The organism is Mycolicibacterium iranicum, from assembly GCF_002101705.1.
Classification (GTDB): Bacteria; Actinomycetota; Actinomycetes; order Mycobacteriales; family Mycobacteriaceae; genus Mycobacterium; species Mycobacterium iranicum.
The window spans coordinates 280,579-293,045 of record NZ_LQPC01000026.1; the positions used below are offsets into that span (position 1 = coordinate 280,579).

Below are 12,467 nucleotides of genomic sequence, written 5' to 3' on the forward strand. Positions count from 1 at the left end.
CTCGCGCCTCATGGGTATCGCTGAAGAGATCATCGGAACTCACTACCGATATCCCGACTACTTCCAGGTCGACCGGGAGAAGATCCGGGAATTCGCCCGTGCGGTCAAGGACGACCACCCGGCCCACTACGACGAGGACGCGGCCCGCGAGTGCGGCCACGACGCGCTGATCGCGTCGCTGACGTTCATGGCGGTCGCCGGCCGGCGGGTCCAGGAGGAGATCTTCAACCAGTTCGACCTGCCGATCAACATGCAGCGGGTCCTGCACCGCGACCAGAAGCTGGTCTTCCACCGCCCGATCGTCGCCGGCGACAAACTGTGGTTCGACTCCTACCTGGACTCGGTGACCGAGTCGCACGGCGCGGTGCTCACCGAAATCCGCGGCGAGGTGACCGACGACAACGGCGAGCGGGTCATCACCAGCATCGTGACCGTCATGGGCGAGGCCGAATCGGACACCGAAGCCGACGAGCTGACCGAGAAGATCGCCGCCAAGCGCGACGCGGCGATGAAGCAGATGCTTGCTCGGCAAACCGCAAAGGCTGACTAAGGGCGAGCACCTTGCGCGAGCGTGCGAGGAGATCGCCTCACCCCGATGAGCGATCTGAACGCACTCGCGGTGCCGCCGGTTAGCCGAAGAAGGTGTTCCTGCGGTTAGCCAGCAATTGGTAGAGCGTCTGCTGGATGGTCTCGCGCACCTGATCGGTGAGATCGAAGGTGATCATCGGATCATCGGCGGCGGACTCGTCGTATCCGGCAGTGTCGATCGGCTCGCCGAACTGGATGTACCACTTCGACGGCAGCGGGACCACGCCGAGCGGGCCGGCCAGCGGGAACAATGGTGTGACGGGAAAGTACGGCAAGCCGAGCAACCGCGCGAGCAACTTCACGTCGGCCATCATCGGGTAGATCTCCTCGGACCCGACGATCGAGCACGGCACGATGGGCGCCCCGGTGCGCAGCGCCGCGGACACGAATCCACCGCGGCCGAACCGCTGCAGCTTGTACCGGTCCTTGAACTGTTTGCCGAGGCCCTTGTACCCCTCCGGGAACACCGCGGTCAGCTCACCGGCCGCGAGCAACCGGTGGGCGTCGTCGGTGCAGGCCATCGTGTGTCCGGCCTTGCGCGCGGCCTGCCCGATGACTGGCATGTCGAACACGAGGTCGGCGGCGAGCAACCGCAGATCGCGGTGGGCGGGGTGCTTGTCACGGACGGCGACCTGCGTCATCAGACCGTCGAACGGAAGCACACCGGCGTGGTTGGCCACGACCAGCGCGGCCCCTTCCTCCGGAAGGTTCTCGACACCGCTGACCTCGACCCGGAACCACGAGTTGAAGAGCGTTCGCAGCAAAGGCAGGAATATTGCTTCATTGAGATGGCGATCGAAGCCGAATTCATCGACGGTGTAGTCGCCCGTCATCCGCTTGCGAATGAACTCGGACACTGCGGCGATGCGCTGTGCGAGTTCGTTGGGCGTCGATTCGTCAGCTCCGACACCGGCGGAGAAGCCGCGGTGCTGATCGATCTCGCGCACGACCGCGGCCATCTGTTCAGCCGAAGCGCGGCTTCCCGGATCGTTCAGCAGGGACGGATGACGACGCGTCCCGTCGGACCGCTCCGACGCCGAACGACGCGCTGAACCGCCGCGACTTGAATTCGCGTGCAGCGGAATGACTTTCGCTTTCGGCTCGCCCGCCACCCTCTGATCTCTCTTTCCCCACCCTGTACTGAGCGATGAGTCTACCGTGACCAGCGCTGCGCCGCCGCTACCGCGCGATTCTCAACGGCGTGTATCCAGCGCGGGTCCATGATCGGCGTGAGCCCGCGGCCGCGGACGTAGTCGTCGAACGCCTCGGCCGTCGTCCACTTCGTCGTGTAGCCGAGTTCGTTGCGCATGCGCGTGGTGTCCATGACGCGGCCGTAGCTCAGGTAGTCGAGCTGCTCTCGGTCCAGTTCGGTGTTGCGGGCGGCCCGACGCAGCGAATCCACAGCGACAAGAGCTGAGCGCGGGACGGGCAGTGCCAGCCGGCCCGCTCGGCGGATGGCCTGGCTCATCATGATGACCCCCGACGCCCCGATGTTGAAGGCGCCCGGCTTGCCGGCCATCGTCGCGCGCTCCAGAGCGCCGAGTGCGTCCTGCTCGTGTAGGAGTTGCAGGCGCGCGTCGTGACCGATGACGGTCGGCACCACCGGCCCGGCCAGATAGCGCGACAGCGCGGTGTCCATTGCGGGCCCGATCATGTTGGCCAGCCGCAGGATTGTCACGGCAATGTCGGGCCTACGGCGACCAAGGCCGCGCGCATACCCTTCGATATCGATGCTGTCGCGGGCGAATCCCTCACCAGGTGGTCTGCGACGGCTGCTGCTCTCGGCGAACAGCACCGGGTCCCGAGAACTGGACCCGTACACCTCGGAGGTCGACTTCAGGATGACCCGGCGGACCGACGGCGCCTTCTGGCAGGCTGCGAACAGCTGGATCGCGCCCATCACGTTGAGTTCCTTGAGCGTCGCCCGTCCTCCTGCGCGGGGCGCGTAGGACGCGGCGGCGGCATGGACGACGGTGTCGACCTCGCCGTTGCGGATCACTTTCGCGATGAACGGATTGCGAATGTCCGCGCGAACGAACTCGGCACGGCCCATCCTTCGCAGGAGATCCTTGCTCGGCGCGATGGCATCGACCGCGATCACGTGGTTGATCAACGGATTCTGCGCGAGGCGTGCGGTCAGGTATCCGCCGAGGAAACGGCACGCACCGGTGACCAGAACGACCTTCGGATAGTTCACGGCGTCCGAACCGGCGGTGCCTCCCCCGGACCGACCCTCAGAATCCATCCCGACAGCCTAGCGACGAGGCGACGAGCCTACTTGCCGAGTTTTCTGCGCTGCACCCGAGTACGACGAAGCAGCTTGCGGTGCTTCTTCTTCGACATGCGCTTGCGCCGCTTCTTGATGACAGAACCCATGAACTCCGCTACCTAAGTGTGTTCGACAACTCGACCCGGCCACATTACCCGGGGACCGCGCCCAGGCCGAAATCCGCCTCGTGCAGGCACGAGCGGCCGACGAGCGCTCGCGCGAGGAGGAATCAGCCAGCGTCGAAGTACGAACTCTCCAACATGTCGTGGACGGCCTTGGCATGCACACGGAACGAGCGGCCCACCCGAACGGCGGGCAGCTCCCCGTTGTGCACCAGTCGATACACGGTCATTTTGCTGACTCGCATCAGGCTCGCCACCTCGGCGACCGTCAGGAATTGAGCTCGAGGCGCTTGCGCGTCGCCGGCACTGCTCTGTCCGGCGTCACGCGCCGCCTTGCCGCCAGCAGACTCCCGCGAAGAAGGCCCGTTCATAGACGTCATCGCAACCCAATCCATCAGGCCCGGGCAGTTCCAGCGGCTTCCCCACCGCTGGCACCGAACCCGTGCTTACCACTGGGAGAATAGCGTGGCGGATGGGGTTACTGCGACGGGTGTGGGGTAATCCGTGCGAAATTGGATAACTACTCCGATGTAATTCCGAGCTGCTCAGAGCGCTTTTTGGCGGCCTCCACGGCGTTGGCGACAGCCGCGCGCAAACCGCCTCGCTCGAGTTCCCGCAGACCAGCGGCTGTGGTGCCGCCGGGCGAGGTGACCGTGGCGCGCAATTGCGCCGCGGAAGTGTCCATCGCCGCCCCGAGCGTCGACCCGCCCGAAGGCGTCGCCTCGTCGAGGCGCTCCAGCAGCATCGCGGCCGAACCGGCCATCGTCTGCACCACCAGATCCGTCGCCACGGGTCGAGCCAGCCCCGCGTCGACAGCCGCGTCGACGAGCGCCTCGACCATCAGGAAGAAATAGGCGGGCCCCGAACCCGACACCGCGGTGACGGCGTCGATCTGGGTCTCGGACACCGTGAGAACGCCGCCGACCGCGTCGAAGAGGCTCGAGACCTCCTTGACGTGTTCGGCGGTGGCGAACCGGCCCGGCGCGATCGCGCTGACGCCGCCGCCGACGAGCATCGGCGCGTTCGGCATCACCCGGACCACGGGCGCGCCGGCAGGCAGCTTGTTCTCGTAGTAGGTGGTGTTGACGCCTGCGGCGACGCTGACGAAAACCTGTTCGGCTGCGTCACTTTCGGCACGCGCCGCGGTGTCGGCGATGTCGCCGATGACGTTCTGCACGTCGTGCGGCTTCACCGCAACGATGACGTAGGTCGCCGCGTCGACCGCGTCGGAAACTGAGGTGACCCGCACCGAGTACTTCTCGGCGAGGAACTTTGCACGTTCGGGGTACTTCTCCGCGACGACGAGGTCCTTGACCTGCTTGCCGGCGCGCAAGAGTCCCGCCAGCAGCGCTTCGCCGATATTTCCGCCACCAATGATCGCGATTCTGGCCATGCGGGCAAGCATGGCACGCGGTCAGGACGGGAGTGCGGGCACCATCGCCAGCTGACGGGTCTGCACGATGATGCGGCCCTCGCAGTCGACGACGACGTGGTCCTCGTCGAACCAGTCCTGCCCGATCTGCGTCGCGGTGCACATCACCCTCAGCCACCCGTCGGCAGGCAACGCGCGCAGATACGCCGTCAGCTGGACGGTGGGCGCCCAGCCAAACCTGTTGACGCCGAAGGTGACCGGGGCCGACACGTCACCGCACAGCAGGGCGAACAGCACGTCGGGCGCGACCCCCTTGGGACGTACCCAGTACTCGATGACGGGCATGCCGCCGTCCGGGCGGGGATCGAACGTCGTCAGCGAGGGCCGGATGTCGCAGCCGTGCGCCAGGTGCACGATGTCGGCCATCTTGTGACCGGGCCCGATCGGCTCCAGACCCGGCGGCGGCTCGGGTGTCATCAGGGGCACCACCGGGTTCACCGACAGCAGCGGCTGAACGTGATGCTCGGGCGTGCCCAGCGTGATCGCCGCACGCAGAGCCGTCCTGTCCCCTTGCCTCAACTCTACGTCGATGAGGCTGACCCGCCGTCCGCGCTTGCGGACCGTGGTCACGACCTCCATCGAGCCGGGGTCGGGTGCCCACAGGAAGCTGCCCGACACCGCAATCGGCTCCACACCCGGCTCGCCGAACCCGGTGCGGGCGGCATTGGCGCACAGTGCGAGCATCGCGCCGCCGTGCACCTTCGGGCCGATCGTCCAGTGTTCGTTGAGGACACCGTGATAGACCCCGTCGCCGGCGGAGGTCAGCGCCATCGCGTCGGTGAACAGGGTGGAGCTCGTCATGTACGCGTCCTTACGCTCAGCGCAGCAGATGCGTCCTGGCGAACTGCAGCGACTCGGTCAACAACCCCTCACGTTCGGCGGCGTTGCGCGCGCCCGAGGTCGTGACCTCGAGGATGACATGTCCGGAGAAGTCGCTCGCGGCCAGCATCTCGCAGATCTCCGCGGTGGGTTGGGTGCCGTGGCCGGGCACGAGGTGCTCGTCGTGGGAGGCGCCGCTGCCGTCGCACAGATGCAGGTGCACGAGACCCTCCCCCATGCGCTTGGCCATGTCGACGGCGTCAGTGCCTGCCGTCGCGGTGTGCGAGAGGTCGAGTGTGTAGTGGGCGTGCCCGCCGTCGAGCGGGTCGTACGAGGGAGCGAACGCCGAGATGCCGGGGCCCGGGTTACCGCCGCGCTTGCGCATCCGCTCGATCGACGTCTGGCCCGCGCCGAAGAATCTGTCGGCCCGAAACGGGAACATGTTTTCCACGGCGACCATGACGTCGCTGGACGATTCCAGCTCCGCTACCTGGTCGCTGAAGCCTTCGGCGTAGCGCCGCTGCCAGCGGAACGGCGGGTGCACGACGACGGTCTGGGCGCCGAGATGCTCGGCCGCCCGCACGCTGCGTTCCAGTTTCGGGATCGGGTTAGCCCCCCATACCCGCTGGGAGATGAGCAGACACGGCGCGTGCACCGACAAAACAGGCACGTCGTACTGTCGCGACAGCTCCGCGATGGCCGCGATGTCCTGGCTGACCGTCTCGGCCCACACCATCAGCTCGACACCGTCATAGCCGAGTTTCGCCGCGTACTCGAAAGCGGCCTCGGTCTTCAACGGATAGACCGAGGCCGTCGAGAGGCCAACCTTGATTGCGGGGCGCACCCGTCAGCCTGATTGCAGCAGCGCCAGCGGCCCGAGGGTGACCAGGGCGCCGACGGCGACCGCGATCAGCGTGCTGCCGATGTCCTCGGTTTTACGCACCACCCGCACGCCGACCACCAAACCGAGAATGACGAGTACCGACAGCACCAGCGCGACGATGTTGTTCCACTTCCACAGCTGGTCGAAGGCGACGAACAGACCGGCCCCGAATACCACCGCGATGACACTCTGCCCGACGATCCACAGACCGTGCACCAGTGGGGACATCGTGCGGGGCTCGTCCTGCCCGGCGTCGAGGTCGTCCTCGTCGTCGAGCATCGCGGTTTCGCCACGCAACGCGTCGTCAGCCACGGACTGGCCTCCGAACAGCGGCTCCTCCGTGGACCGCAGGTAGGACGGAAGTTCGTCGCGGTCGTCGTCGTCGTCGGCCGTGCCCGTGCGCTCCTCGACCGCGGCCTCGGCGTCCAGGTCCTCGAGCTCGACGGGCTCGTCGGTCACCTCGGTCGCGTCGGCGCTCCCGTCGACCGGATCCGGGGTCCATGTCTCGGCGTCGACCTCGGGATTCTTGCGGCCGAACCGCCCGAAGCCGAACCTGCGAGCGGGCTCTGCCGGGGCGGGCTCAACCTGCTCTTCGGTCTCGGTCTCGGTCTCGGTCTCGGTCTCGGTCGCACTCTGCTGCACCCGCGCCGCGTACGCGGCGACCGCGTCGGCGTACTCGTCGATCTCTTCTGCCTCGTCGCCAGCTTCGTTGTCGGCTTCGGTGTCCGCGTCGGCTTCGGTGTCCACGTCGGCTTCGACGTCTTGGGCGATTTCCTCGACGGGCTCTTCGTCGACAAGCTCTTCGTCGGCTTCTTCGCTGACGGCTTCTTCGCTGACCGCCGCTTCCGTGGTCTCGACAGCCTCTGCCTCGACCACGCCATTGGTCGACGGTGCGTCGTCGGCACCGGGCGGTGCCCCATCGGCTTCGACGGCCTCGTCGGCCGGCTCCTCGACGGATGCGGCGGGCGTCTCGATGGGCGGCGGATCATCCGGACGGATGATCGGGATCTCGCCGGTGAGCTCGGCGACCGTGACGGCGTCGGCGTTACCGCGCCGTCGACGGCGCCTGCCGCCGACCGGTGGTGCACCGATCGTGCCGTTCTTGGCCAGCAGCTCCGCGACCGAAATCGGCCGCGTGCTGCTGTTGCTGTCGTCAGATCCAGTCATCGTCTGTATGCCTTCGAGCCTCGCTGCTTCATCGTCCAGCATTACGCACGGACACCAGCCGCGCGGCCGATTCTCCTGCCCCGCCCTTGACGGCTTTGTCCGCTCCGCTCACCTTGCCCGATTTGCCGGAACCGCCGGATTTCGTCGCGGGCTCATTGCCTCCGACGAACGCGGTGCCGTCGGCCTCGCTATCGAGTTTCCGCAGGATAAGCCCCTCACGCAACGCCCATGGACAGATGTCGACGCTCTCGATGCCGAGAGCTTTCATGCTCGCCTCCGCCACCAGTGCGCCCGCCACGATCTGGGGAGCCCGGTCGACACTCACCCCTTCCAGTTCTGCTCGGTCAGCCGCGGTCATCCTAGAGATGAAATTTATGAGTTGCCGAAGACCCGTCGCGGTGAGCGTGCGCTTGACGCGCGGACCCGCCCCCGACGGCGCTGCACCGGTGAGCCGTGCCAGCGAACGGAACGTCTTCGACGTCGCGACGGCGAGATCGGGGGTGCCGGCCTCGGTGATCGCCGTCGCGGACTCGGCCAACTCGTTGGACAACCAGTCGCGCAGCATCGCCACGCGCCGGCGCCCCGGCGGGTCGTCGGGCAGCCATTCCCTTGTCATCCTGCCGGCGCCCAGTGGCAGCGACAGCGCGACATCCGGCTCCTCGTCCACACCGCTGGACAACTCCAGAGAGCCGCCGCCGATGTCGATGTTGATGATTCGGCCTGCGCTCCAGCCGTACCAGCGGCGCACTGCGAGAAATGTCAGCCGGGATTCGTCCACCCCGCTGAGCACCCGCAGTTCCACGCCTGTCTCCGCCTTGACGCGCGCGAGCACGTCCTCGGAGTTGCGGGCGTCACGGACCGCGGAGGTCGCGAACGCCATCAACTCCGAGCATCCCGAACTCGTCGCGATGCGGGCGAACTCGTCGACAGTGCCGACGAGCCGGTCTGCGCCGCGGCGGGTCAGCTTCCCGGAGTCGTCGATCGCCTCGGCGAGCCGTAGCGACGCTTTCGTCGAACTCATCGGTGTGGGATGCCCACCGCGACGGGCGTCCACCACCAAGAGATGGACGGTATTGCTGCCCACGTCGAGCACGCCTAATCGCACTTCTCCAACTTAATGGGTCTACCGTGGGAAATTGTGAGCGCATCGCCTTCTCACCCAGGTGAGGTCGAATTGGATTTCGCCCGCGAGTGGGTCGAATTCTATGACCCCGACAACCCTGAGCACCTGATCGCCGCCGACATGACGTGGCTGCTGTCGCGGTGGACGTGTGTGTTCGGCACCCCCGCATGCAAGGGCACGGTGGAGGACAGGCCCGACGACGGATGTTGTTCGCATGGCGCGTTTCTGTCTGATGACGACGATCGCGCCCAACTCGACGACGCGGTGAAAATGCTGACCGACGAGGACTGGCAGTTCCGCGAGAAAGGCCTGGGCAAGAAGGGCTATCTCGAAATGGACGAGTACGACGGCAAGCCGAACTGGCGGACCCGAAAGTACAAGGGCGCGTGCATCTTTTTGAATCGCCCCGGTTGGGCGAAGGGAATCGGTTGCGCACTGCACCAGAAGGCCCTCGACATCGGCGTCGAGCCGCTGACGCTCAAGCCCGAGGTGTGCTGGCAGCTCCCGATCCGGCGCACCCAGGAGTGGGTCACCCGGCCCGACGACACCGAGATCCTCAAGACCACGATCACCGAGTACGACCGGCGTGGTTGGGGCGAGGGCGGCGCCGACCTGCACTGGTACTGCACCGGTGACCCGAGCACGCATGTCGGTGCCAAGCAGGTGTGGCAGTCCTATGCACCTGAGCTGACCGAGCTGCTCGGCGAGAAGGCGTATGCCGAGCTGGCGGCAATGTGCAAGCGCCGCAGTGGTTTAGGGCTGATCGCCGTGCATCCCGCGACCCGCGCCGCCGAATGAATGACCGGCTCCTGTTTCTGTTCCGGTTGATTCCGCCGCGGGCCGACTTCGCGCAGACCATGACCGACGTCGAGCAGCACACGATGCACCTGCACATGACCTACTGGCAGGAGCTGCTGGCATCCGGCCGTGTCGTGGTGTACGGCCCGGTCGCCGATCCCGAGGGCGTGTGGGGACTGGGGGTGCTTCGTGTCGCGGACCGCGCCGAGGCGCTTGCGATCGCCGAAGACGATCCGTCAGTTCGCGCGGGAGTCAACACTTTCGAGATGCTGGAGATCATGGGCGGCACGACGGGCTGAGCGCCCTCGGTTCACCCGTAGGCTGACAGTGCCCAGTGCACCACAGGTCGAACTGCACTCCGGTAGGGATCTGCGCTCCGCTTGCAGCTCAACGTAATTCGGTGATCATCTCGGCGAAGCAAAAGAGCGGCAGCCGTGTGACGGCTACCGCTCCATGCCCGCTCGGCTGACGCTCAGCCCTCCAGCTTGTATCCGAGACCTCGCACGGTGACCAGATGCACCGGGTTCGCCGGGTCTGCTTCGATCTTGCTGCGCAACCGCTTCACGTGCACGTCGAGGGTTTTGGTGTCGCCGACATAGTCGGCGCCCCAGACCCGGTCGATGAGCTGACCGCGGGTGAGCACCCGCCCACTGTTGCGCATCAGGTATTCGAGAAGATCGAATTCTTTGAGAGGCAACGTGATCGGCTGGCCGTTGACACTGACCACATGTCGCTCCACGTCCATGCGCACAGGACCGGCCTCCAGGACCCCGTCAGCGATACCGGGGTCCTCGCCGTCGGAACCGCGACGCAGCACGGCGCGGATCCGGGCGATGAGCTCACGAGCCGAGTACGGCTTGGTCACGTAGTCGTCGGCACCCAGTTCGAGCCCCACGACCTTGTCGATCTCGCTGTCGCGGGCCGTCACCATGATCACCGGGACGCTCGAACGGGACCGCAACTGCTTGCAGACATCGGTGCCGCTCATCCCGGGCAGCATCAGGTCCAGAAGCACGATGTCGGCGCCCGCCCGCTCGAACTCGGCCAGGGCTGAGGGCCCGTCGGCAACCACGGTGGCTTCGAAGCCCTCCTTCCGCAGGAGGAAGGCCAGGGGATCGGCCAAGGACTCCTCGTCCTCCACGATCAGCACGCTGGTCATCGATGTATCAATCCTCTCGTTCGGGAAGATGGTCAGCACCATCGGCGTCGTCGCCGCGGAGATGGGAGGGAACAGCCGCCGGGATCGACATCGTGAACGTCGAGCCGGTGCCCGGCTGACTCCACAGGCGAATGGAGCCGTTGTGGTTGGCGGCGACGTGTTTGACGATCGCCAGCCCGAGCCCGGTGCCACCGGTGGCCCGGGACCGCGCCTTGTCGACGCGGAAGAATCGTTCGAACACCCGCTCCTGATCGCTGGGCGCGATGCCGATACCGCGATCGGTGACGGCGATCTCGATGTTCTCGCCCCGCCGGCGACGGCTGATCGACACCGAAGAACCGTTGGGCGAGTAAGCGATTGCGTTGGATACCAGGTTGGCGACGGCGGTGACAAGCAAGGTCTGGTCACCGAGCACGCGGTAGCCCGTCGGGGCATCGGTGGTGATGGCGATGTCGGCGTTGTCGGCGGCCACCTTGTGCCGTGACAGGGCCTCGGAGACGACGGTGTCGACGTCGACCTCCCCGAGGTCGGGCAGCCGCTCGCCGCCCTGCAGTCGCGACAGCTCGATGAGTTCACCGACCATGTTGGCCAGCCGGTTGGATTCGGTGACCATCTTCTCGGCGAAGTGCTTCACCGTCTCCGGGTCGTCGCAGGACGCCAGCACCGCCTCGGCCAGGACCCCCATCGCGCCGACCGGCGTCTTGAGCTCGTGGCTGACATTGGCCACGAAATCGCGTCGCGTCGCCTCCATCCGGGCGTGCTCGGACTGGTCGTCGACGTAGACGACGGCGAATCGGCGATCCTCTTCGGTCAGCAGACGGACATGACCGCGTACCGAAAGCCCGGACCGGCCGGGCTTGCTTCGTTTGCGGGGCGACAGATCGAAGCCGACCGGCTCGCCCGTGGCGAGTGTGCGTTCTGCGGCCGCCCACGCCCGGTCGTCCAGCAGGCGCTCGCGCACCAGGCCGAGTTCCTGGGCGCGGTCATTGGTGTACACGACGTCACGAAAGGTGTCGACGACCACGATTCCGACCGGTGACTGCGAGACGATGTGCTCGAGCATCCGCGACACCGTGATGCCCGTCTGCTCGGCCGAACGCCGTTGCTGGCGATCCTGAAGCCGCGGCGCCACCCGTACCCCGATCGCCGCACCGATCGACAACGCGAGCAGTGCCACGACCGCTGCGAGAAGCAGCGCCGAGATGACACTCACGCGCAAATCGTACGCATTCGGTGAACGTCATCCCAGCAGCGTGCGGCCAAAACGGGACAAGTCACAAAGCCAAAGACGGATGTTCGAACCGCCGTCTCCCACTGTTCACCCGCCGTTTGCCGGCCGCCGGGTCGCACCGCGCTACTTGGCTCCCTGCGCGGCCACCGCGGCCGCTCCGGCGGCCGCCGCGTCGGGGTCGAGATAGCTGCCACCCTTGACCGTCGGTGACAAATTTTCGTCCAGGTCATAGCGCAGCGGAATCCCGGTCGGGATGTTCAGGCCGACGACATCCTCGTCCGACATCCCGTCCAGGTACTTGACGAGCGCTCGCAGCGAATTGCCGTGCGCCGCGATCAGCACGGTCTTGCCCGCTTTCAGGTCGGGCACGATCACCTCAGTGAAGTACGGCACGAACCGCTCGACGACATCTTTGAGGCATTCGGTGAGCGGCGCGCCACCCTCGATGTCGGCGTAGCGCACATCGGTGTCCTGACTGAACTCCGAGCCGGGCTCAATCGGCGGCGGCGGGGTGTCGTAGCTGCGACGCCACGCCATGAACTGTTCCTCGCCATACTTGGCCTTCGTCTCGGCCTTGTTGAGCCCCTGCAGGGCGCCATAGTGACGCTCGTTGAGGCGCCAGTCGCGGTGCACCGGAATCCAGTGCCGGTCGGCTTTGTCGAGCGCGACATTTGCGGTCGTGATGGCGCGCCGCAGCAGCGAGGTGTACAGCACGTCGGGCTGGCGATCCTGTTCCTTGATGAGCTCGCCGGCGCGAGCCGCCTCAGCCCGCCCCTTGTCGGTCAGGTCGACGTCGACCCATCCGGTGAACAGGTTGAGCGCATTCCATTCGCTCTCACCGTGGCGGAGCAGGATCAGCGTCGCGGTATCTGCCAT

15 protein-coding genes are annotated in these 12,467 nt (G+C 66.4%); 3 read left to right on the forward strand and 12 right to left on the reverse strand.

Annotation, left to right across the window (positions count from 1 at the left end; genetic code table 11):
- The first annotated feature begins 10 nt into the window (after window positions 1-10).
- Entirely contained in the window at window positions 11-550 is a 540-nt protein-coding gene (locus AWC12_RS08825; protein ID WP_024446050.1) for an FAS1-like dehydratase domain-containing protein, read from the forward strand.
- Window positions 551-629: 79 nt separating this feature from the next.
- Here the strand turns inward: AWC12_RS08825 and AWC12_RS08830 are convergent, their stop codons facing one another.
- The 9 genes from AWC12_RS08830 to AWC12_RS08870 all read right to left on the reverse strand — a co-directional run bounded on the left by AWC12_RS08830 (window position 630) and on the right by AWC12_RS08870 (window position 8,385).
- Window positions 630-1,700, reverse strand: coding sequence for a lysophospholipid acyltransferase family protein (locus tag AWC12_RS08830; protein ID WP_085173653.1), 1,071 nt, complete (start codon window positions 1,698-1,700; stop codon window positions 630-632).
- Between the two features lie 41 nt (window positions 1,701-1,741).
- Entirely contained in the window at window positions 1,742-2,833 is a 1,092-nt protein-coding gene (locus tag AWC12_RS08835; protein ID WP_085173654.1) for an SDR family oxidoreductase, read from the reverse strand.
- Between the two features lie 29 nt (window positions 2,834-2,862).
- Window positions 2,863-2,964: a 30S ribosomal protein bS22 gene (locus AWC12_RS08840; RefSeq protein WP_003402602.1), complete on the reverse strand. Its 102-nt coding sequence runs from the start codon at window positions 2,962-2,964 to the stop codon at window positions 2,863-2,865.
- Window positions 2,965-3,086: 122 nt separating this feature from the next.
- Window positions 3,087-3,359 carry a helix-turn-helix domain-containing protein gene (locus AWC12_RS08845; RefSeq protein ID WP_024446053.1) on the reverse strand — a complete coding sequence of 91 codons (273 nt, stop codon included), beginning with the start codon at window positions 3,357-3,359 and terminating at the stop codon, window positions 3,087-3,089.
- A gap of 140 nt (window positions 3,360-3,499) precedes the next feature.
- A complete protein-coding gene (gene proC, locus AWC12_RS08850) occupies window positions 3,500-4,372 on the reverse strand; it encodes a pyrroline-5-carboxylate reductase (RefSeq protein ID WP_110808603.1) in 873 nt (290 codons plus the stop codon).
- A gap of 21 nt (window positions 4,373-4,393) precedes the next feature.
- On the reverse strand, window positions 4,394-5,212 hold the full coding sequence (locus AWC12_RS08855) for a thioesterase family protein (protein ID WP_085173658.1): 819 nt from the start codon (window positions 5,210-5,212) through the stop codon (window positions 4,394-4,396).
- 16 nt (window positions 5,213-5,228) lie between these two features.
- Window positions 5,229-6,074 (reverse strand): sugar phosphate isomerase/epimerase family protein, encoded by an 846-nt coding sequence (locus AWC12_RS08860; RefSeq protein ID WP_024446056.1) that lies wholly within the window; start codon window positions 6,072-6,074, stop codon window positions 5,229-5,231.
- 3 nt (window positions 6,075-6,077) lie between these two features.
- Complete coding sequence (locus AWC12_RS08865) at window positions 6,078-7,280, reverse strand: Rv0497 family membrane protein (protein WP_085173847.1); 1,203 nt, start codon at window positions 7,278-7,280, stop codon at window positions 6,078-6,080.
- A gap of 28 nt (window positions 7,281-7,308) precedes the next feature.
- Entirely contained in the window at window positions 7,309-8,385 is a 1,077-nt protein-coding gene (locus tag AWC12_RS08870) for a Ppx/GppA family phosphatase (protein WP_085173660.1), read from the reverse strand.
- Window positions 8,386-8,397: 12 nt separating this feature from the next.
- Between AWC12_RS08870 and AWC12_RS08875 the strand changes: the two genes are divergently transcribed.
- Together AWC12_RS08875 and AWC12_RS08880 are read left to right on the forward strand one after the other, a co-directional pair.
- Window positions 8,398-9,201, forward strand: a complete 804-nt coding sequence (locus tag AWC12_RS08875; protein WP_024446059.1) for a DUF3109 family protein — start codon at window positions 8,398-8,400, stop codon at window positions 9,199-9,201.
- On the forward strand, window positions 9,198-9,500 hold the full coding sequence (locus AWC12_RS08880; RefSeq protein WP_207576398.1) for a YciI family protein: 303 nt from the start codon (window positions 9,198-9,200) through the stop codon (window positions 9,498-9,500). The genes AWC12_RS08875 and AWC12_RS08880 overlap by 4 nt, the downstream gene beginning before the upstream one ends.
- A 173-nt stretch (window positions 9,501-9,673) precedes the next feature.
- Here AWC12_RS08880 and regX read toward each other — a convergent pair whose 3' ends face one another.
- The 3 genes from regX to AWC12_RS08895 all read right to left on the reverse strand — a co-directional run bounded on the left by regX (window position 9,674) and on the right by AWC12_RS08895 (window position 12,467).
- Window positions 9,674-10,360, reverse strand: a complete 687-nt coding sequence (gene regX / locus AWC12_RS08885; protein ID WP_024446069.1) for a two-component sensory transduction protein RegX — start codon at window positions 10,358-10,360, stop codon at window positions 9,674-9,676.
- 7 nt (window positions 10,361-10,367) lie between these two features.
- Window positions 10,368-11,573: a sensor histidine kinase gene (locus AWC12_RS08890; RefSeq protein WP_024446070.1), complete on the reverse strand. Its 1,206-nt coding sequence runs from the start codon at window positions 11,571-11,573 to the stop codon at window positions 10,368-10,370.
- Window positions 11,574-11,714: 141 nt separating this feature from the next.
- Complete coding sequence (locus AWC12_RS08895; RefSeq protein WP_024446071.1) at window positions 11,715-12,467, reverse strand: phosphoglyceromutase; 753 nt, start codon at window positions 12,465-12,467, stop codon at window positions 11,715-11,717.